This window comes from Rahnella sp. 2050, assembly GCF_040544515.1.
GTDB lineage: Bacteria > Pseudomonadota > Gammaproteobacteria > Enterobacterales > Enterobacteriaceae > Rahnella > Rahnella aceris.
In genome coordinates, this window is the sequence record NZ_JBEPKE010000001.1 from 1,576,852 (window position 1) to 1,597,319 (window position 20,468).

At 54.4% G+C, this 20,468-nt stretch carries 21 protein-coding genes and 1 tRNA gene; 8 read left to right on the top strand and 14 right to left on the bottom strand.

Annotated elements, in window-relative coordinates:
- Positions 1-14 precede the first annotated feature (14 nt).
- From ABIC79_RS07035 to ABIC79_RS07055, 5 genes are all read right to left on the bottom strand, one after another.
- A complete protein-coding gene (locus ABIC79_RS07035) occupies positions 15-767 on the bottom strand; it encodes an amino acid ABC transporter ATP-binding protein (protein ID WP_037036540.1) in 753 nt (250 codons plus the stop codon).
- On the bottom strand, positions 767-1,417 hold the full coding sequence (locus tag ABIC79_RS07040) for an amino acid ABC transporter permease (protein ID WP_099049209.1): 651 nt from the start codon (positions 1,415-1,417) through the stop codon (positions 767-769). The genes ABIC79_RS07035 and ABIC79_RS07040 overlap by 1 nt, the downstream gene beginning before the upstream one ends.
- Positions 1,418-1,419: 2 nt before the next feature.
- Complete coding sequence (locus ABIC79_RS07045; RefSeq protein WP_013574264.1) at positions 1,420-2,085, bottom strand: amino acid ABC transporter permease; 666 nt, start codon at positions 2,083-2,085, stop codon at positions 1,420-1,422.
- A gap of 24 nt (positions 2,086-2,109) precedes the next feature.
- Positions 2,110-2,901 carry a transporter substrate-binding domain-containing protein gene (locus tag ABIC79_RS07050; protein ID WP_037036542.1) on the bottom strand — a complete coding sequence of 264 codons (792 nt, stop codon included), beginning with the start codon at positions 2,899-2,901 and terminating at the stop codon, positions 2,110-2,112.
- Positions 2,902-3,159: 258 nt separating this feature from the next.
- Positions 3,160-3,999 carry a MurR/RpiR family transcriptional regulator gene (locus ABIC79_RS07055; RefSeq protein WP_037036543.1) on the bottom strand — a complete coding sequence of 280 codons (840 nt, stop codon included), beginning with the start codon at positions 3,997-3,999 and terminating at the stop codon, positions 3,160-3,162.
- A 198-nt stretch (positions 4,000-4,197) separates the two neighbouring features.
- On the opposite strand from ABIC79_RS07055, the gene ABIC79_RS07060 reads away from it, so the two are divergent.
- From ABIC79_RS07060 to hpxZ, 4 genes are read left to right on the top strand one after another with little or no spacing between them, the layout of a single operon-like run.
- On the top strand, positions 4,198-5,784 hold the full coding sequence (locus ABIC79_RS07060) for a gamma-glutamyltransferase family protein (protein WP_217243979.1): 1,587 nt from the start codon (positions 4,198-4,200) through the stop codon (positions 5,782-5,784).
- Positions 5,785-5,820: 36 nt separating this feature from the next.
- A complete protein-coding gene (gene hpxX, locus ABIC79_RS07065) occupies positions 5,821-6,015 on the top strand; it encodes an oxalurate catabolism protein HpxX (RefSeq protein ID WP_013574260.1) in 195 nt (64 codons plus the stop codon).
- Positions 6,012-7,415 carry an AtzE family amidohydrolase gene (locus ABIC79_RS07070; RefSeq protein WP_223509681.1) on the top strand — a complete coding sequence of 468 codons (1,404 nt, stop codon included), beginning with the start codon at positions 6,012-6,014 and terminating at the stop codon, positions 7,413-7,415. The genes hpxX and ABIC79_RS07070 overlap by 4 nt, the downstream gene beginning before the upstream one ends.
- A 54-nt stretch (positions 7,416-7,469) precedes the next feature.
- Entirely contained in the window at positions 7,470-7,853 is a 384-nt protein-coding gene (gene hpxZ, locus ABIC79_RS07075) for an oxalurate catabolism protein HpxZ (RefSeq protein ID WP_013574258.1), read from the top strand.
- A gap of 626 nt (positions 7,854-8,479) precedes the next feature.
- Here hpxZ and puuE read toward each other — a convergent pair.
- From puuE to ABIC79_RS07090, 3 genes are read right to left on the bottom strand one after another with little or no spacing between them, the layout of a single operon-like run.
- On the bottom strand, positions 8,480-9,418 hold the full coding sequence (puuE, locus tag ABIC79_RS07080; protein WP_112151331.1) for an allantoinase PuuE: 939 nt from the start codon (positions 9,416-9,418) through the stop codon (positions 8,480-8,482).
- Entirely contained in the window at positions 9,411-10,169 is a 759-nt protein-coding gene (locus tag ABIC79_RS07085; RefSeq protein WP_119261308.1) for an aspartate/glutamate racemase family protein, read from the bottom strand. Before ABIC79_RS07085 ends, puuE begins: the two co-directional genes overlap by 8 nt.
- Positions 10,169-10,903 carry a GntR family transcriptional regulator gene (locus ABIC79_RS07090; RefSeq protein ID WP_354566654.1) on the bottom strand — a complete coding sequence of 245 codons (735 nt, stop codon included), beginning with the start codon at positions 10,901-10,903 and terminating at the stop codon, positions 10,169-10,171. The genes ABIC79_RS07085 and ABIC79_RS07090 overlap by 1 nt, the downstream gene beginning before the upstream one ends.
- 177 nt (positions 10,904-11,080) lie before the next feature.
- Between ABIC79_RS07090 and ABIC79_RS07095 the strand changes: the two genes are divergently transcribed.
- Complete coding sequence (locus ABIC79_RS07095) at positions 11,081-12,583, top strand: NCS1 family nucleobase:cation symporter-1 (RefSeq protein WP_013574254.1); 1,503 nt, start codon at positions 11,081-11,083, stop codon at positions 12,581-12,583.
- Between the two features lie 72 nt (positions 12,584-12,655).
- On the opposite strand, the gene ABIC79_RS07100 is transcribed toward ABIC79_RS07095, so the two are convergent.
- The 4 genes from ABIC79_RS07100 to aguB form a co-directional block, all read right to left on the bottom strand.
- Positions 12,656-12,732: transfer RNA gene (locus tag ABIC79_RS07100), tRNA-Asp, on the bottom strand.
- A 138-nt stretch (positions 12,733-12,870) separates the two neighbouring features.
- Positions 12,871-13,608 carry a DNA polymerase III subunit epsilon gene (gene dnaQ / locus ABIC79_RS07105; protein WP_013574253.1) on the bottom strand — a complete coding sequence of 246 codons (738 nt, stop codon included), beginning with the start codon at positions 13,606-13,608 and terminating at the stop codon, positions 12,871-12,873.
- Between the two features lie 81 nt (positions 13,609-13,689).
- A complete protein-coding gene (gene aguA, locus ABIC79_RS07110; RefSeq protein WP_013574252.1) occupies positions 13,690-14,775 on the bottom strand; it encodes an agmatine deiminase in 1,086 nt (361 codons plus the stop codon).
- Positions 14,776-14,778: 3 nt separating this feature from the next.
- On the bottom strand, positions 14,779-15,663 hold the full coding sequence (gene aguB, locus ABIC79_RS07115) for an N-carbamoylputrescine amidase (RefSeq protein ID WP_013574251.1): 885 nt from the start codon (positions 15,661-15,663) through the stop codon (positions 14,779-14,781).
- Positions 15,664-15,923: 260 nt separating this feature from the next.
- Here aguB and rnhA point away from each other — a divergent pair, with 260 nt between their 5' ends.
- Positions 15,924-16,391, top strand: a complete 468-nt coding sequence (rnhA, locus tag ABIC79_RS07120; protein WP_013574250.1) for a ribonuclease HI — start codon at positions 15,924-15,926, stop codon at positions 16,389-16,391.
- A gap of 60 nt (positions 16,392-16,451) precedes the next feature.
- On the opposite strand, the gene ABIC79_RS07125 is transcribed toward rnhA, so the two are convergent.
- The gene (locus tag ABIC79_RS07125) at positions 16,452-17,177 is read right to left on the bottom strand and encodes a class I SAM-dependent methyltransferase (RefSeq protein ID WP_223509678.1); all 726 of its coding nucleotides are present in this window, start codon (positions 17,175-17,177) and stop codon (positions 16,452-16,454) included.
- A gap of 43 nt (positions 17,178-17,220) precedes the next feature.
- On the opposite strand from ABIC79_RS07125, the gene gloB reads away from it, so the two are divergent.
- Together gloB and mltD are read left to right on the top strand one after the other, a co-directional pair.
- The gene (gloB, locus tag ABIC79_RS07130) at positions 17,221-17,976 is read left to right on the top strand and encodes a hydroxyacylglutathione hydrolase (protein WP_013574248.1); all 756 of its coding nucleotides are present in this window, start codon (positions 17,221-17,223) and stop codon (positions 17,974-17,976) included.
- Positions 17,977-18,045: 69 nt separating this feature from the next.
- Entirely contained in the window at positions 18,046-19,434 is a 1,389-nt protein-coding gene (mltD, locus tag ABIC79_RS07135; RefSeq protein WP_013574247.1) for a murein transglycosylase D, read from the top strand.
- Positions 19,435-19,520: 86 nt separating this feature from the next.
- On the opposite strand, the gene ABIC79_RS07140 is transcribed toward mltD, so the two are convergent.
- Positions 19,521-20,321 (bottom strand): endonuclease/exonuclease/phosphatase family protein, encoded by an 801-nt coding sequence (locus ABIC79_RS07140; RefSeq protein WP_013574246.1) that lies wholly within the window; start codon positions 20,319-20,321, stop codon positions 19,521-19,523.
- Positions 20,322-20,468: the final 147 nt, after the last annotated feature.

Below are 20,468 nucleotides of genomic sequence, written 5' to 3' on the forward strand. Positions count from 1 at the left end.
AATCCTTTACGATGTTAGCTTGCGGCAGCCTCAGTAAGGCCGCGTACGGATGCTATAAATTGTTTTAACTCCGGCGTTTGCGGGTTAGCAAACAGCGCCCGGCTTTCGCCCTGTTCCCACACGGTGCCCTGATGCATAAACACCACGCGGTCACCCACTTCGCGGGCAAAATTCATTTCGTGTGTCACCAGCACCAGCGTCATGCCTTCTTTCGCCAGTTGCTCGAGCACTTTCAATACTTCGCCGACCAGTTCCGGATCCAGCGCCGAGGTGATTTCATCACACAGCAGCACTTTCGGGTTCATGGCCAGCGCACGGGCAATCGCCACGCGTTGCTGCTGGCCGCCGGAAAGATTCGACGGGTAATAATCCATGCGATCCGCCAGACCGACTTTCGCCAGCATCTGCGCGGCCAGTTCACGGCATTCGGCAGCGGACTTTTTCAGCACGCGGCGTGGCGCCAGCATGACGTTTTCCAGCGCGGTCATGTGCGGGAAAAGATTGAAACTCTGGAACACCATGCCCACGGAACGGCTGATGTCACGCGCCTGAGAATCGCGGTCGGTAATGGTCATCCCGCCGAGTTTGATGCTGCCTTCCTGATAGCCTTCCAGCCCGTTCATGCAGCGCAACAGCGTACTTTTGCCTGAACCGCTGCGGCCGATGATCGAAATCACTTCGCCGCTGTCAATATCCAGATCCACGCCTTTCAGTACGTGGTTCTGACCGTAAAATTTCTGAACCTGGTTGATGGTGATCAGTGGCATTACTGTTTCTCTCCACGCAATGATTTTTCTAAATGCTGGCTGTAACGGGACAGCGGATAGCACATCAGGAAGTAGCCCAGCGCCACTAATCCAAACACTTTGAACGGCTCATACGTCACGTTGTTCAGCATCGTTCCGGCTTTGGTCAGTTCGACAAAACCGATAATCGAGGCCAGCGCGGTCCCCTTCACCACCTGCACGGAAAACCCGACGGTCGGCGCGATAGCAATGCGCAGCGCCTGCGGGGTGATCACCCGCCATAACGTCTGGCCGAAATTCAGGCCGAGACAGCGCGACGCTTCCCACTGGCCTTTCGGTAATGCGGCAATACTGCCGCTCCAGATATCCACCAGATAAGCGCTGGTATACAGCGTCAGCGCCAGCGCGGCGGCGGTCCACGGGCTGACATTAATTCCAAACAGGCCAAGGCCGAAGAAGGCCAGGAATAGCTGCATCAGCAGCGGCGTGCCCTGAAACAGCTCGGAATACAGACGGACAAAAAGCGTCGGCCAGCGGCGTTTGGTGAGACGCAGTAACAGCAACGGCAACGTCACCAGCGTGCCGCCGATAAAAGCGGTCAGCGACAACAATAACGTCCAGCGCGCCGCCAGCAGGAGATTGCGCACAATGTCCCAGTCGGTGAAGGTCATCATCAGTTTTCACTCCCAAAGACACGGCGTCCGGCCAGCAGCAACAACTGACGCATCGCAACCGACAGCAATAAATAAAACAACGTGGTGACCAGATACACTTCAAAACTGAGGAAGGTGCGCGACTGAATTAAGTTCGCGGCAAACGTCAGTTCTTCATAGGACACCTGCGATACCACGGAAGATCCGAGCATCACGATAATGCACTGGCTGACCAGCGACGGATAAATGCGTTTCAGCGACGGCGGCAGCACGATGCGCAGAAACGTCTGACTGCGGGTTAATCCCAGCACGCGCCCGGCTTCCCACTGACCTTTCGGCGTCACCTGAATACCGGCGCGGATAATCTCCGTGCTGTAGGCGCCGAGGTTAATCAGCATCGCCAGCAGCGCCGCTTCACCGGCAGTCATTTTCAGGCCAATGGCTGGCAGGCCAAAGACAATGAAAAACAGCTGCACCACAAACGGCGTATTACGGATGGCTTCGACATACACGCCCCAGACCGCACGCAGGGTTTTATGGTTGCCGCAGCGGATGGCCGCGCCGCAAATCCCTATTGCGACACCGCCAACCGTTGCCATTACCGTCAGCTCAATGGTGGTCCATAAACCGGCCAGCAGTTCCGGCATATAAGGCCATAGCGCGCTAAAGTTAAGCTGATAGGTCATGAAAGATCTCCGTCAGGCCTCTGATCACGCGCCGATGGACGCTGGCAGCGGTGCCTTCATCCATTTTTCAGACAGTGTATTCAGCGTCTTGTCTTTGATGCCTTCGGCGATCAGTTCATTCACTTTGTCTTTCAGCGCGGGTTCGTCTTTACGCAGACCGACGTAGCATGGTGAATCTTTCAGCATGACTTTCGAAACCGGTGCTTTGGCCGGGTTCATGCGGGCAATCGCGGCGACCACCAGGTTGCCGGTAGCGATGTATTCCACCTGGCCGGAAAGGTATGCAGACAGCGTGGTGTTGTTGTCTTCATACCGCTGAATTTTGGCATCTTTCGGTGCCACGCCGGTCAGTGCCAGATCTTCCACCGCGCCACGGGTCACGCCGATGGTTTTACCGGACAGTTCTTTCAGGTCGGACAGTTTGTCACCCTGGGCACCAAACACGCCGAGGAAGAACGGTGCGTAAGCGTTGCTGAAGTCGATGACTTTTTCGCGCTCAGCGTTTTTACCCAGGCTTGAAATCACCAGATCGACTTTATCCGTTTGCAGATAAGGCACGCGGTTGGCGCTGGTGACCGGCACCAGTTGCAACTTAAGTTTCATCTTATCGGCCAGATAATGCGCCATATCGATGTCATAACCTTCCGGCTGCAAATCCTTGCTCACCGAACCAAACGGCGGGAAATCCTGAGGAACAGCCACACGCAGCACGCCACGTTTCTGAATATCCTGCAACTGATCCGCCATTACGCTGGATGCCTGAAGCACCAGCATTGCCGCACCTGCCCATGCCAACAGCCGTTTGTTCATGTTCATAGATTATCTCCGGTGAAAGGTTTTTGGAACGATAGATTCTTATGTTTATAGCTTTGCAACGAATGTGCCAAAAGCCGTGCAGCAGAAAAATTGTGCACAAAGTCACGGTATGACAAGGAATTAGACAATGAGAGGCGCGATCAGAAGAGGTTTTTTTGCCCTGAATCAGGGCAAAAAGCGTGAACCAATGAAAAATATGATGCACTGAAATTGTGCGCAAGCACCAGAAAAGCGCCCGATTTGTTCTTCAAACGGGAATCAGCGCTGCTCCAGCTCATCCAGATCGTTATACAAATCGCTTATCTGATGAATACGCTGGCGGCCTGAAGCGAGCATATCGTGCAGCAATGCATTGCTGAGCAAATTCGCCAGACTCATGGCAGAAGAATAACTGTCGAACGCCGATACGCTGTCGAGCGGAGCAGCCAGATGCCAGGTTGCCAGCGGGATAAGTGTCTGCGCCTGCGGCTCGCAAATCAACAACACCGGCACGCCAAGTGACTGTAACTGCATCAGAATTGCCTTCGCCATGCGCGGCCTGCGGCGGAAAGCGACGAATATCACCACGTCCTGCGCGGTAAGATCCACCAGTTCTTCCGCCAGCGTTTGCCCCGGCTGCGGCATTATCATCACGCCAGCGCGCACCTGAATCAGTTGCTGACGCAGGTGCAGCGCCACCGGGTAACTGTTACGAAAACCCAGCAAACGTACTTGCCGCGCCTGATTCAGGGCGGCGATCAGCGCACCGAACTGGGTGCCATCAATCTGGTTAATCCACTGCGTCAGGTTGGCCATTTCCTGTTTATAGTGCCGTGATAACAAGGTGTTACCTTGCACTGCGTCGCGGCTGTCGGTCAGCGGCATCCCGCTCTGGCGCAGGGTGCGCATTTCATCGCGCATATCGCGGTAGCTCGGGTAACCGAGGCGTTTGAACAGGCGGCTGACCGTGGCTTTCGATACGCCGCTAAGCCGCGCCAGTTCGGCGCTGTTATAGCTCATCAGGTCGTCAATACTGGCAAAAATAAAGTCGGCCACCCGCTGTTCCTGCGGCGTCAGTTCTGCGTAATGGTCACGCAGACGCTCATCAATCTGTTTCATCTCTGGCCCTTTTGTAACCAATGTTTCAGTAAATCAGCGGAACATACCATGCACTATGCTTGCCAATGCAAGAGAAATTAGCGCTAAAGCTGCAAGGTTTTGCCGATGTGGAACACCTCTTGCTTAACTTTATCCCTACGCGCCCACAACCCTGCAAGCACGGGCAGCATAAAAAAGCGTTTCTAAAAAGGACATCGCATGATTAACAGTAACAGCGCACCGCTGGGCATGGCGGTCACACCTCATCATCTGGCGAGCCAGAGTGCGCTTGCGGTATTGCGTGAAGGCGGCAATGCCATCGAGGCCATGGTGGCTGCGGCCGCGACGATTGCCGTGGTCTATCCGCACATGAACGGGCTGGGGGGCGATGGCTTCTGGCTGATCGTGCCGCCGCAGGGCAATCCGGTGGCGATAGACGCCAGCGGTGCCGCAGGCTCCCTCGCCTCTCTCGATTTCTACGCCGGTGAAACGCACATTCCGCACCGTGGCCCGAAAGCCGCGCTGACGGTAGCGGGTACCGTCGGCGGCTGGCAGGAAGCGCTGAATGTGTCGGCTGAATTTGGCGGCGAGCAAAAACCGCTCTCCCGCCTGCTGCGTGACGCCATCCGTTATGCCGCTGATGGTATTCCGGTGACGGCATCGCAGGAAGCGGCGACCCGCGCCAAACAACACGAACTGAAAGATTTCCGCAGCTTTGCCGATGTTTTTCTGCCTAACGGCGATGTGCCCCGCGCCGGAAACCGCTTCACTCAGCCGCAACTGGCGCAGACGTTATCGATGCTGTGCGAGGACGGGCTGAACAGTTTCTATCGCGGTGAGCTGGCCGACAATATGGCCGCCGACATGGAAAAGCTCGGCATGCCGGTGACCCGCGCTGATCTCGCGGCTTACAGGCCACAGCGCCGTGTGCCGTTGCGGCTCAAACACAGTAAAGGCGAAATCTACAACCTGACACCCCCGACGCAGGGGCTGGTTTCGCTGGCGATCCTCGGCCTGACTGACCGTTTGCCGCTGGAAACCATGGACGAAAGTGCCACCATTCACAGCGTGGTGGAAGCCACCAAACTGGCGTTCGGTCTGCGCGATCGCTTTATCACCGATCCGCGCATGATGACGCAGGATGCACAGGAACTGCTGGATCCACAGTATCTCGATGCTCTTGCGACCCGCATCAAACCACACAGCGCCGCCGACTGGGGTAAAGGTAAAGGGCCAGGCGATACCGTCTGGATGGGCGTGATGGACAGCAGCGGGCTGGCGGTTTCTTTTATCCAGAGCATTTATCACGAGTTCGGCAGTGGTGTGGTGCTGCCGGGCAGCGGCGTGTTGTGGCAAAACCGTGGTGCGTCTTTCAGCCTTGATGCCGGTCATTTACTGGCGCTGGCACCGGGCAAGCAACCGTTCCATACCCTCAATCCTGCCGCCGCACGCTTATACGACGGGCGCACCATGGTTTACGGCTCGATGGGGGGTGACGGCCAGCCGCAGACGCAGGCCGCCGTGTTTATCCGCCATGTAGTACAGGGGCAATCGTTGCAACAGGCGATCAGCGGCCCGCGCTGGCTGCTTGGCCGTACCTGGGGCGAGAGTTCGGATTCACTGAAACTCGAAGGCCGTTTTGCCTATCCGACGCTGGCCGGGCTGAGGCAGCGTGGTCACGACGTCGAACTGTTGCCGGATTTCAGTGAAGCCGTCGGTCACGCCGGTGCCATCGTTCGTCACACCAACGGCATGTTTGAAGGTGCCTCCGACCCGCGCAGCAACGGCAGCGCCGCCGGTTTTTGATCAGGGTTTGCATAACAGAATGGATAAGGAAGCAGAATGAAAAATACCTCCGCAGCGACCGACTGGGCCGCCTATATCCGCCAGATGGAATCCGTTCTGGCGCTGGAACTCGACGACGCACGCCGTCAGGAATTGCTGGTGCAGTTCAGCCGCATTGCCCAAATGGCACAACCGCTGATGGATTTACCGCTCGATCCGCGTCTGGAAATTGCCGGGGTGTATCGCGCATGAAATCGTTTGATAGCTTTACCGTCAGCCAGTTACATCAGGCGATTGCGCAGGGCGAAATCTCGGCCACAGAAATCGCCACCTCTACGCTCGACGCCGTTGAACAGGCCAATCCGGTCATCAACGCCTGGACGCAGATCACCGGCGATCGCATGCTGAGTGAAGCAGCGAAAGTGGATAAAAGCCGCGCCAGCGGTGCCGTACTTCCGCCGCTGGCGGGCATTCCCTATGCGGTGAAAAACCTGCTGGACGTGGCCGGTGAAGTGACGCTGGCCGGTGCCAGCCTCAACAGCAGCAATGCCGCTGCACGCCATGACGCCTGGACGGTTTCACGCCTCGCGGCACAGGGCGCGATGCTTTCCGGCATGCTGAATATGGATGCTTACGCGTACGGTTTCACCACAGAAAACAGCCATTACGGTGCCACCCGTAACCCGCGGGATCTGGCGCGGGTAGCCGGAGGCTCTTCCGGTGGTTCGGCCGCCGCCGTGGCTGCCGGGCTGGTGCATTTCACCCTCGGCAGTGATACCAACGGTTCGATCCGTGTGCCGTCCTCATTAAGTGGTATTCTCGGCCTGAAACCGACCTTCGGGCGGATTTCACGTCGCGGCAGCCAGCCGTTTGTCGCCAGCCTCGATCACATCGGCCCGATGGCACGTTGCAGCGAAGATTTGTCGCAGGTCTATGACGCCATACAGGGCACGGATCCGCAGGATCACTTTCAGGCTGACAAACCTGTCACAGAAACATTTTCCCAGCTTAAGCGCGGGCAACAGGGCCTGCGCAGCGCCGTACTGGGCGGATACTTTTCTCTCTGGTGTGACGACCACGCCAAAGCAGCCGTACACCGGATAGCGCAGGCACTGGAAGCCCAGGAAGAAATTGAAATGCCACAGGCCGGGCTGGCACGATCCGCCGCATTTATCATCAGCGCGTCGGAAGGTGGCAATCAGTACCTGCCAAAACTGCGCAGCATTCCGGAACAGTTTGAGCCACTTTCACGTGAGCGTCTGCTCGCTGGCGCAATGATCCCGGCGGCATGGTATGTTCAGGCGCAGCGTTTCCGTCAGCAATTTCAGCAGCAAATCTTGCCCTTGTTCGATCATTGGGACATTCTGATCGCCCCTGCCACGCCGTGTCCGGCAACGTTGCTTGGTCAGGAAACCATTCGCATCAACGGTCAGGATCTGCCGACACGCGCCAACATGGGCATGCTGACGCAGCCAATTTCGTTCCTCGGCTTGCCGGTGGTGACGGTGCCGGTCACCACGTCGACCGGCCTGCCGATAGGATTACAATTGATTGCGCCACCGTGGCGCGAAGATCTCTGCCTGCGTGCCGCCTGGGCACTTGAGCAGCAGGGAATAGTGAATGTCAGCAGTTCTCCGGTGATGCCCGCGTAACAACCCGCATCCCCGTTTTCCCAGGGTGAAGTGAAAAGAGTAAAGAGAGTCACTATGAAAACTGAACATATCGACCGCCCGGCGATCCTCGCCGAAATGAATGCGGCGTTTTATCGCTATGAACAGGCGCTGATCACCAACGATACCGCCGTACTCGACGAACTGTTCTGGCACGACCCGCGTACCGTGCGCTACGGCGCGGGAGAAAATCTTTACGGCATTGACGCCATCCGCGCATTCCGCACCGCGCGATCGTCACAAGGGTTAGACCGGGAACTGGTCAACACGACTATCACCACGTTTGGCGATGACATGGCGGTCGCCAGCACAGAATTCCGCCGGGAAGGCAGCGACAAGATTGGTCGCCAGCAGCAAACGTGGGTGAAGATGGCGAGTGGATGGAAGATTGTGGCGGCGCATGTGAGTCTGATGGTTTGACCGAACCAATGGGCGGTTCAGCTTTGGAAAGCTGAGGAAACTGTTCTTTTCCAGGAATGGACGGTGACAATTTCGGTTCCCACCGAGGGGAAATCTGAACGGTGATAATTTCGGTTTCTCAATAACAGCGATCACTTATCGCGCTGCGCCGAAACCGCCCAAAAGGGGCCAGGACGGGCCCCTCTTGGATCTCCCACGTCTTTTAACTGCGCGCTATCGCAGGCATGACGGACATGTTCCGGTAGAACAGAGAGTGGCGCAAAATATTGCCGCTTCGCGGTTCCTTCTCTCGGTCTTCGAGCCTGTGGTCTCGAAGCCGCTCCGTTCAGCAAAATTTTTGATCACGCCAATGCACTTTTCTAAAAGATGAAAGCAGTCTGCCTTTGAATTTAAAATCGCGCGGGCGATTCAGAAATCTTGCCGAACGGAGCGGCCTGAAGACCTAAGGCTTCAGGACCGAGAGAGGGAACCGCGCAGCGGCAAGATTTCCAGCCTGTCACGGTGATACCTGAAACATATTATCTAGCGATAGCGCGCAGTGAAAAAGCGCGGGAGTCCAGAGGGCGCGCGCTTACGCGTCCTCTGGGCCAGTTTGGGCGGCGAGCCCAAGGTGTTGAATTTCGAGATTAAACACCGAAATGTTTAACCCAATGGTCGGCAATGTCCTGCCGCTTACACACCCACACGCGATCATGCGATTCGACGTAATCGAGAAACCGCTGTAAAGCGCGAAATCTCCCCGGGCGTCCCAGGATCCGACAATGCATCCCAATCGACATCATTTTCGGTGAGGTTTCACCCTCGGCGTACAACACGTCAAATGTGTCTTTCAGGTAGGTATAAAACTGTTCGCCGGTGTTGAAACCCTGCGGAGAGGCAAACCGCATGTCGTTGGTTTCCAGCGTGTAAGGGATGACCAGATGCTGCCTGGTTTCGCCATTTTCCAGTTTTACCGGCGTCCAGAACGGCAGGTCATCGCCATAATAATCGCTGTCATACTGCAACCCGCCCGATTCCACCACCAGCTGACGGGTGTTCGGGCTGTCGCGTCCGGTATACCAGCCGGACGGCGCTTTGCCGAACAGGTCACGCAGCACGGTGATGGCTTTTTGCATGTGCTCCGCCTCTTCGGTTTTGCTCATGTCCTGATAATGGATCCAGCGCCAGCCGTGGCTGACAACATCGTAATCCGCTGCTTTGATCGCACTGACGATTTCCGGATTGCGAGCCAGTGCCATCGCCACGCCGAAAACGGTCAGCGGTAAGCCGCGTTTCTGAAACTCATTGTGGATGCGCCAGAAACCAGCACGCGAACCGTATTCGTACAGCGAATCCATCGACATGTGGCGGTCGGGGAAACTGGCGGCACCGATAATGTCCGATAAAAATTGTTCAGAACCGGCATCACCATGCAGAACGTTATTCTCTGCGCCCTCTTCATAATTGAGGACAAACTGTACCGCAATGCGCGCGTTGCCCGGCCAGTTAGCGTGGGGCGGGCGTCCGGCGTAACCGATTAAGTCGCGCGGGTAAGCATCAGTAAAACCGTATTCAGTATCAGACATAGTGTTCTCTCAGATTCAGCCCGGCAAAACGGCCAGACAAGGGTTTTTCCAGCGGATAATCCAGATCACCGTGTTTACTGGTCGTCAGGCGAAGAGCTGCCAGTGACTCGACCATTTTGACTGCCGCGCTGACGCCATCGATCACCGGTATACGCAGCTCGCGCGTCAGTTCCTGCGCCAGATCGGCCATTCCGCCACAACCGAGCACGATCGCCCCGCTGCCGTCAGATTTTTTCGCCGCGATACACTGCTCGCGCACTTTTTCCTGCGCCAGCCCGCTGCCGTCTTCCAGTGATAACACCGGCAGATCGATGGCGTGCAAGGCCGCACAATGGCGTTCGAACCCGTACTGATGCAGTAAATGCCGGGCGATCGTCAGTGTGCGCGGCAAGGTCGTCACGATAGAAAATCGCGTCGCCAGCATCGTCGCCAGATGCATTGCCGCTTCCGCAATACCGATAACCGGCGCATGCGCCAGCTCGCGGGCAGCCAGTAATCCGGGGTCACCGAAACAGGCAATAATATGGCCGTCGACACCGGCATCGCGTCCGGCTTTTATCTGCTGCAACACGCCCAACGCGGCAATCGCTTCATCGAAGTGGCCTTCAATTGACGGCGCGCCTTCTTCAGGGCAAACGGCCAGAATTTGTGTATCCGACCCCGCAACCGAGCGGGCAGTTTGCGCCATCACTTCGGTCATCGCCTGGCTGGTGTTCGGATTGATCAGTTGTATACAAAGTGATTTGACCATCAGCCTGGCTCCTTACCTGCAACCGGCTTCTGAACCGCAAATATCTGCGCAAAATCGGGGGTCTGCCCGTTATGTTGCTCAAAACGCAGACTGGCGACGATGGTGTCGAAATGATGCGCCATGCTTGCCGTCAGCCCGGCGACGTCACGCTTTTTCAGCAACTCAATAAGGTCGTCATGATCATGGCAACGGCAGCCCTGTTGCCACGGTGCGCCCCAGGCAGCAATCGCCAGCGAGGAACGCAGGGTCAGTTGCGAGACAGATTCAGTCAGCACTTTATTGCCGGAAATAGCCTGAAGCTGAACATGGAAGGCGGCGGAAAGGCGGATCGCAGCGGCACCGTCACGTTCATCGTGCGCACGCTTTTCTGCCTGCACCAGTTTTTTCAGCGCCACCAGATGTGGCGACTGGCAATGCGCAATCACCAGCGGCAGGTTGGCGCACTCCAGGATTTTACGGGTTGCGAAGACATCGCGCGATTCTTCAGCGTCCGGCGTGGTGACATGCGCACCACGCTTGGGCAATAACGTCACCAGTTGCACTGCGGCAAGGCGCTGCAGGACGCGGCGAATCCCCGTGCGGCTGACTGAAAACACCTCAGCCAGCGCTTCTTCCGGCAATTTACTGCCCGGCAAAAGCTGGTGTTCCACAATAGATTTCACCAGCGCGTTATAAATATGGTCGTCCTTATCCTCGGTAAAATAGGCCGTATTAAGCCCGTTCCAACTGGTCATTGCCGTTACTCCGTATACCGTTCGAGAATTTAATCGTATACATGAAAGTTAATTTTTGTATACAAAAAATGAAATTTGGCCTGATTCATGCAGTGCTCCTGTGACTGCTTTTTAACTTTTGGCAGCCGGCATCCGGCTTCCGACTTTCACATGTTGTTTATGACAGGAGCACGATTTATGCCAAATCAGGAAATCACCTCCGCCACGGCGTCATCAGAACAGAGCGCCGGGATCATCAAACCTTATTACAGCCCGAAGCTGTGTAACGATGATTTAGCGCCCACCCGTGACCAAAACTGGAGCTGGTACAACATATTTTCTTTCTGGATGTCCGATGTGCACAGTATGGGCGGCTATGTGGTGGCCGCGAGCTTCTTTACGCTCGGCCTGACCAGCTGGCAGGTTCTGCTGTGTTTGTTGTGCGGGATTTGTATCGTGCAGATTTGTGCCAACCTGGTGGCGAAACCGAGCCAGCAGGCCGGTGTGCCTTACGCGGTCATTTGCCGTCAGGCATTTGGCGTATTCGGAGCGAATATACCGGCAGTGATCCGCGGGCTGATCGCTTTCGCCTGGTACGGCATTCAGACCTATCTGGCGGCTAATGCGTTAATGCTGGTGCTGCTCAAATTCTTCCCATCGCTGACACCTATGACCCTTCCGCACTGGCTGGGATTGTCGGCGCTGGGATGGGTGTGTTTCGGCATTATGTGGGTGTTGCAGGCGATGGTGTTCTGGCACGGGATGAGCGCGATTAAGCGTTTTATCGATGTGGCGGGTCCGGCGGTATATGTCGTTATGCTGATGCTGGCGGGCTGGATTTTGTATAAAACCGGGCTGAGCAATATCTCCTTTACGTTATCCACCAAAACCCTGACGGTCGGCCAGCAAGGCTGGGAAATGCTGACCGCCACGGCGCTGGTGGTGTCTTACTTCTCCGGTCCGCTGCTGAACTTCGGCGACTTCTCACGTTACGGGAAAAGCATGGGCGAAATCCGTCGTGGTAACCGCTGGGGCCTGCCGTTTAACTTCCTGCTGTTCTCGATTGTGACCGTAGTGATCGTTTCAGGGACACAATCACTGTTCGGGCAGATGATCACCGATCCTATCGAAACCGTCAGCCGTGTGGGTAACAGCGTGGCTGTGGCGCTCGGCCTGCTGACCATGATCATCGCGACCATCGGTATCAATATCGTGGCGAACTTCGTGTCTCCTGCGTTCGACTTCTCTAACTGTTCGCCGCAGAAAATCAGTTTCCGTACCGGCGGGATGATCGCCGCAGTCGGTTCTGTTCTGCTGACACCGTGGAACCTGTTCCAGTCACCGGAAATTATCCACTATACGCTGGACGTGCTGGGATCCTTTATCGGGCCACTGTTCGGGATTTTACTGGCGGATTATTACCTGATTAAACGCGGTCATATGGATGTGGATGCGCTGTTTAACGCCACGCCTTCCGGCCGTTACTGGTACCGCAACGGGTTCAACCCGAAAGCGATTGCCGCGCTGGTGCCGGCGGTGGTGATTGGTCTGGTGATAAGCTTTACGCCGAGCCTGCATCAGGTAGCGAACTTCAGCTGGTTTATTGGTGCCTTCCTGGCTGGCGGTTTCTATCGTTACATCGCCCGTCATGATCGTGCGACCAGCGGTGCAATTGGCTATATGAAAACCGAAGCGGAATAACAGGAAGGAAATAGCCAGGACGGCTGAAACGACGAAGCCCTGAGTGATTTCTCACTCAGGGCTTCTGAATAGTGGCGGAACGGACGGGCCTCGAACCCGCGACCCCCTGCGTGACAGGCAGGTATTCTAACCAACTGAACTACCGCTCCGCGTTGTGTTCTGGTTAAGAACGGAGCGGATATTAAGGAATGGCCGCCGTTACGTCAATGCTTTTCCTGATATTTTCAATCAACCGCACAGTTTTTCCGCAGGCTGGACAATTTCAATCCAAAAGTCAGAAAAACGGCTTACGAACGCCACAAACAGCTACCGCCCTTTTTCACCACTAAATCTAAACGCTCTTCATGCCACGCCAGTTCCTGATCAGTGGCGGCGATGACTTTTAACCCGGAGGCTGGCCGCGCAACACGCTGGATCCCCAAGCCGTCAGCGCCAGTATTTTGCTCGCCTTCGTGGGTGAATTTAATGCTGGTCTGGCCGCCGGTCATCATCAGATAGACTTCGGCAAGAATCTCGGAGTCAAGCAACGCGCCATGGAGCGTACGCTTGCTGTTGTCGATCAGGTAGCGATCGCTCAGGGCATCGAGGTTATTACGCTTGCCCGGGAACAGCTTGCGCGCCATGGCCAGGCTGTCGGTAATTTTGCAGAACGTCTCGGTTTTCGGCAGATTACGGCCGAGCATGTCGAACTCGTAATCCATAAAGCCGATGTCGAACGTCGCGTTATGAATGACTAATTCGCCGCCGCGAATGTATTCAATGAAGTCGTCGGCCACGTCGGCAAACGTCGGTTTATCAGCGAGGAATTCGTCGCTGATACCGTGAACGCCAAAGGCTTCCGGATCCACCAGACGATCGGGTTTGAGATAAACATGGAAATTGCGCCCTGTCAGGCGGCGGTTAACCACTTCAACAGCACCGATTTCGATAATCCGGTGCCCTTCATAATGGACGCCGAGTTTATTCATACCGGTGGTTTCAGTATCGAGAACGACGATCCTGTTAGAGGTGTTTTGTAAATCCATGGCTTTTTATCCAACGCTGACAGTCAATTACAGAAACGATCTGCCCGGCGCGAGACAGGGTGACGCGCCGGGCACTTTTTCTTACGCAGGGATTTGCTGTGTAATGCAGTGGATGTTACCACCACCCAGCAGAATTTCACGGGCAGGAATACCCGTGATTTTGTACTCAGGATACATTTCACCCAGCAACTTCTCAGCTTGCTTATCCGTTTTAGCGTCGAGCAGCGGGAAGATAATGTGGTTGTTGCTGATCAGGTAATTGACGTAAGACGCCGCCAGACGGTTACCTTCCACACGCTCAATGGCTGTGCCCGGCAACACCCCGATCGTTTCTTCCGCAGTGGCATGCATAACCGGAGGTGAGGGCATTTTCCAGATTTTCAGGCTGCGCCCTTTGGCATCTTTCGCCGCTTCCAGCACTTTCAACGCTGCCGCCGAACGCGCGTACTGCGGGTCCTGCTGATCGTCAGTCCAGTGCAATGCAACTTCTCCCGGACGCACGAAGCAGCACATGTTATCAATGTGACCGTCTGTTTCGTCGTTAAATACGCCGTCTTCCAGCCAGATGAATTGCTTAACACCGAGGAGTTCCCGCAATTTCGCCTCAATCTCTGCCTTCGACAAATCAGGATTGCGGTTAGGATTGAGCAAACATTCAGCGGTGGTCAGCAAAGTGCCTTCACCATCAACATGAATGGAGCCACCTTCCAGTACCAGATCCGTTGAAACATAAGGAATGTGATGATAGTTCGCCACCTGACGCGCCACCCGCTGATCACGCTCCCAGCTTGAGTAAAGGCCACCGTGCAAGCCGCCCCATGCGTTGAATGTCCAGTCGATAGCCAGACGTTCACCTTGCGGATTGACCACAATGGTCGGGCCGGTATCACGCATCCACGCATCATCGCTTTCCATTTCCACCAGCGTAATTTGTGCTGGCATCACTTCGCGTGCATTTGCCATTTCTGCTGCCGGAACCGCCATAAATACCGGCGTTTTGGTCGCAATCGCTGCCGCTACGTTAGCAAAAGCCAGTTGGGCCGGACGCCCGTTTGAGCGCCAGTTATCGGTGCGATAAGGCCAGATCATCCAGACAGCCTGCTGCGCAGCCCATTCAGCGGGCATCGCAAAACCTTCAGCCTGAGGATTGATATCAATAGAAGACATCAGTTATTTCCTTGTTGAACCGTCGGACGTCGCGATTGCGCCATACATTTCAGGACGGCGGTCGCGGAACAGACCCCAGGATGCACGCTGTGCAGCGATAGCATCCAGATCAAAGGTATGAACCAGCACGGCTTCTTCCGTTTTGTTGGCCTGCTCAACCAGCGCACCGGTCTGATCAGCAATGAAGGAAGAACCGTAGAAGGTCATTTCATAATCAGGAATGAATTTGCTTTTTTCAGTACCAATGCGGTTTGAGGCGATCACCGGCACCAGATTTGCCGCAGCGTGGCCCTGCTGAACACGGGTCCAGTGTGGCTGGCTGTCAATTTCCGGATAGGCCGGTTCGGAACCAATCGCTGTCGGATAGAAGATAATTTCCGCGCCTTGCAATGCCAGACAGCGGGCAGTTTCCGGGAACCACTGATCCCAGCAGATACCCACGCCGATTTTCGCGTAACGGGTATTCCACACTTTGAAGCCGGTATCACCAGGAATGAAGAATTGTTTTTCCTGATAGGCCGGGCCGTTCGGAATGTGAGTTTTGCGATAGACATCCAGCACACTGCCGTCAGCATCAATCATGACCAGCGAGTTATAATAGGCGTTATTGCACTTCTCAAAGAAGCTCAGAGGAAGCACCACTTCCAGTTCTTTCGCCAGCGCAGAGAAATGGCGGATAAGCGCGCTGTTGTCCAGCTCCTGTGCCAGGCTGTAATGCTCAGGGCTCTGATCAATACAGAAGTAAGGTGCAGCAAAAAGTTCCTGAATCAGAATAACTTGCGCGCCTTTGGCATGTGCCTGGCGAACCAGCTTTTCGGCGTTAACAATATTATTTTCCAGATCCCAGCTGCAGCTCATTTGTGTTGCAGAAACCGTTACATTTCTCATCAGACATCCTTAAAGCATTGAAAAATTGGCAGTGAAAAAACCATGAAAGGCTCAACTCGCTCAGAGTTTTGAACTGGCACTCTGCATTTTCCTATTATATTGCAAAAGACAGCGCTCTCCAGCCAAAAGAGTGATGAATGCCCGGGCAACCTGTTTCATCCCCCCGCTTTCAGACAGTTACACCTCAAGATATTGCTGTGCCCGGCACGGCGGTTTATGTCAGACTTGGTTTTTACATTTGATGAAAGAGCCTGCCAGATATGACCAAACAGGTAGAAATTTTCACCGACGGCTCCTGCCTGGGTAATCCCGGCCCCGGCGGTTTCGGCGCGATTTTACGCTATAAGCAACACGAAAAAGAGTTCAGCGCAGGTTTTCGTCTGACCACCAATAACCGCATGGAAATGATGGCGGCGATTGTGGCGCTTGAAGCTCTGAGCACGCCATGCGAAGTGACGCTGAGCACCGACAGCCAGTATGTTCGCCAGGGGATCACATTGTGGATCCACAACTGGAAAAAACGTGGCTGGAAAACTGCCGATAAAAAACCGGTGAAAAACGTCGATTTGTGGAAGCGTCTTGATGCCGCGATCCAGACGCATGAACTGAACTGGATGTGGGTGAAAGGCCATGCCGGACACCCTGAAAATGAACGCTGTGATGTACTGGCGAAAGAAGCCGCAGGGAATCCGACGCTGGACGATTTAGGCTATCAGGCGGAGAATTAATTCCGCAGGCCCCACAGCCCATCTCAACCTTCCCCTTGTGAAAGGGGAAGGCGCAAGACTTCAGTCGCGATGCTCCTTCCGGTAACTCTTCGTTGCACCCACCGCCTGCGGTATTTTCTGTTTCTGCGCAAGAACTTTTTTCGCGGTTGGCGTCAGCGGGAAAGTCCGTTTACGGGCAATAATCAGCGTCATGCACCCCAGCGCGGGAAGGTGCGTACTCAGCAATTTTCCGCCATTCTTTTTCCATGGCAGCACGTGAAAACGCCGGTGCAACATCACTTCATAATTAAGCAACGACAGCCAGTCGAGCAGACGCATTTGGGTAAACAAGCGGCTGCTGTACGGCTGACGCTTGCGAAAAAGCGGCATCAGTTTGCCAATGCCCAGCAGGCTGAGCGGATTAAAGCTACTGAGCACCATCCAGCCATCATCAATCAGCACGCGGTCCACTTCGCGCAGAATGCGGTGCGGGTCATCCGCGTAGGCCAGCGTATGGCTGAGCAGGCAGGCATCCACTGATTTTGCTGCGAAAGGTAAATGGTACGGATCCCCCCGAACATGCAGCCCCTCGCCTTCCTGGGCAAAATTTACCTGATGCGAGATCGGGCACGCCTGAGCGTCGATTTCGGCACTTAATGCGCCGATTTTCAGCAGGTGGAAACCGTAAAGTTTCCCCCACCAGGGTTGCAGTTGTTGCTCAAGCGCGGCACGGTAGTAGCCGCCGCACGGGATCTCATCCCAGGAAGCCGGAGCAACAATGGTCTTGCGGATGCGGGCTGGTCGCATAGTTTATTATCTTCTTTCAAGCAGTTGCCAAAGAGAGGTTGCCATGAATCTTATCAGTATTCCGGCGTTGCAGGACAATTACATTTGGATGCTCGATGACCAGCAGGGGCATTGCCTGATCGTCGATCCCGGCGAAGCAGCGCCTGTTTTGGCCGCGTTGAAAAAGGCCAATTTAACCCCGACAGCCATCCTTCTGACACATCATCATCACGATCATGTGGGGGGCGTTGATGAGATTTCGAGCCATTTTCCGGGTCTAAAAGTATACGGACCTCACGAAACTGAGAATAAATTTAGTCAGACTAGTCTTAAAAATGGTGAAAAAAGGGTAATTGGCGGTCTGGAATGGCAGATCTTTGCTACGCCCGGTCATACACTTGGTCATATTTCATACTATAGCGCGCCTTATCTTTTCTGTGGAGACACGATGTTTTCCGCCGGATGCGGTCGCTTGTTCGAAGGGACGCCGGAGCAAATGTACCAGTCGTTTCAACGGTTAGCGGCGTTGCCTGACGAAACATTAGTCTGCGCAGCACATGAGTACACTCTTTCAAATCTTAAGTTTGCGCGCTCTATTTTACCGGAGGATGATGATATTCTTTCTCATGAGCACAAAGTGCAACAAATGCGTGAAAAGGGACAATCTTCCCTGCCTTCAACCCTCGGTCTTGAGCGTAAAATCAACCTCTTTTTACGATGCGATGACGTTGATTTACAAAACAAATTAAACCTTAACGATCCCTTAAAGCCTGACTGGCAGGTTTTTGCCTATTTAAGGGCACTCAAGGATAGCTACTAGACCCAAAGGTTGTGTTTTTTTCCGAAGCAAAGTATTATCGCTCGTCTTTTAAGCAACTATGACACACACATGAAGGCAAACGCGATCCTAATAATCGCCTCCATGTTGCTCACAGGTTGCCAGGCGTCCAGGCAGGGCGTGAAGGTACCGGAACAACATGCACAGAGTTTGTCTTCAGCAAGTCAAAGTGAAGAAGCAGGACAGTTCACAGGTGATGGCCGAGCGGCCTCTGGGGGATGGTTGGATGGAAACGACACCGTCTCCCAACAAAATCTGTGGAACTTCATAGGCGACGAGCTGAAGATGAAGGTTCCGGATAATCCCCGGATCCGCGAGCAAAGAGTTAAATATTTAAAAAATAAGAGCTATCTCCACGATGTAACATTACGGGCAGAGCCGTACATGTACTGGATCACCGAGCAGATTAAGAAACGTAATATGCCGATGGAACTGGTACTGCTACCCATAGTGGAGAGCGCTTTTGACCCCAAAGCAACCTCATCAGCTAACGCTGCAGGGTTGTGGCAAATTGTGCCGCAGACGGGTCGAAACTATGGTTTGAAACAAAACCAGTGGTATGACGGACGCCGCGATGTTGTGGCTTCGACAACTGCTGCGCTTGATATGATGCAACGTCTGAACAAGATGTTTGGTGGCGACTGGTTACTGACCGTTGCTGCGTATAACAGCGGTGAAGGCCGTGTCATGCAAGCGGTGAAAGCGAACAAAGCCAGAGGCCGTTCCACGGATTTCTGGGCACTGGCGCTGCCACGTGAAACATCGATTTATGTGCCGAAAATGTTAGCCCTTAGCGACATTCTCAAGCACAGCAAGAAATACGGTATCAATCTGCCGAAACCGAGTGAAGACCGTGCTCTTGCGCGTGTTGAAGTCGGACAGCAGATGCAACTGACCCAGGCGGCTGAGATGGCGGGCATGTCCCTGACCAAGCTTAAGTCGTTTAACACTGGCTACAAGAAAAATGTAACCGCGCCGAATGGCCCGCATTACATTGTTCTGCCGAAGGCGCATGCCGACCAGTTAAAAGATTCACTGGCTGATGGCGATATTGCCGCAGTACAGGAAACCAAACTGGCCAGCAACACTCCGTCAGGTGCAAAACAGTACAAGGTTCGCTCCGGCGACAGCTTGTCTGGCATTGCAGCCCGGCTGAATGTGAAGACCCGTGATTTACAGCGTTGGAACAATTTGCGCTCAGCAGGCGCGTTAAAAGTTGGGCAAACACTGCAGGTGGCGGATAACAGCGTCAGCAATACCAGTGCCAATCGCGGCAGTATCACTTATCAGGTACGTAAAGGTGATTCATTGTCGAGCATTGCTAAGCGTCACGGCGTCAACATCAAGGATGTGATGCGCTGGAACACCAATGCCGACAACCTGCAACCGGGCAACAAGTTAACGTTGTTCGTCAGCAACAAGATGAGTCCTGATACCTGATTCGAAAGGTACCGGTAATAAAAAAGCACCCTGAATATTCCGGGTGCTTTTTTTATGTCTGCGTTTTTTAGCGGACGAATTAAGCGTTATTGCGTCAGCGGTTTTCCCGCCATAAATTCTACCCGCAACGGGTTATGGTCAGAGGCTCGTGTTTCCATCACCGATGCGCTGGTGACGCTGAGATCCCGGTAGAAAATGAAGTCCAGCGGTCTGCCGAACGCCCGCTTGCGGTAATCAGAAGGAAAACGGACTTCCTCCAGATGGATATTTCCCGCAAAGCCAAACAAGGCATTGATACGCTGTTTGCTCCACGCATTAAAATCCCCGGCCATGATCACCGGCCCTTTGTGATTAGCAATCTGCTCACCAATCGGATCCAACTGCTTGCTGTAAACGTCGATGCCAATGCTGAAATTGACCGCATGAATGTTCACCACCATCAATAAACGACCATCTACAAGCGGATACACCGTAACTAAAGCCGATTTAGACAGCCTCAGAAGCGGCTCACGCTCACGCAGCGGGCAACAATAAACCGGATGTGCCGCAGAGAGTGTCATCACGCCAGAGGGGTGCTGAGGCAGCATAAAGGCAGGCACCTGATCGGCGGCCAGATAATTTGAGGTCGCGTAACGGATCAGTTCAGGGGTTGTCTGGGCTTCCTGAAGCAAGACCAGTTGCGCATCTTTGCCATAATCACGCAGAACTGACAACCAGTCAGCCCGCTGTTGTTTGAAGATATTCCACACCATCACGCGCAAAATATTCGAATTGGGCAGTGCAGCACCCGGCGGCAAATCTGGTCCTAAATGTGCGAGGACTCCCGGAAAGATTTGCTCTGCGGGCTGACCTGCGACATACCTCATTGCATATGTTTTTTTCCGCACGCTAATCGCCTGTTTACCCGTTATATCGTTGCTATATGAGAGAGATTCTCACAGCGAAAGCTCAGTATACGCCCGCAAGCGCTCAGGCCAAATCTGTTTACATTGGTATACAACCTGGTCACATCTATAGGCTAGCATAAAAATAAA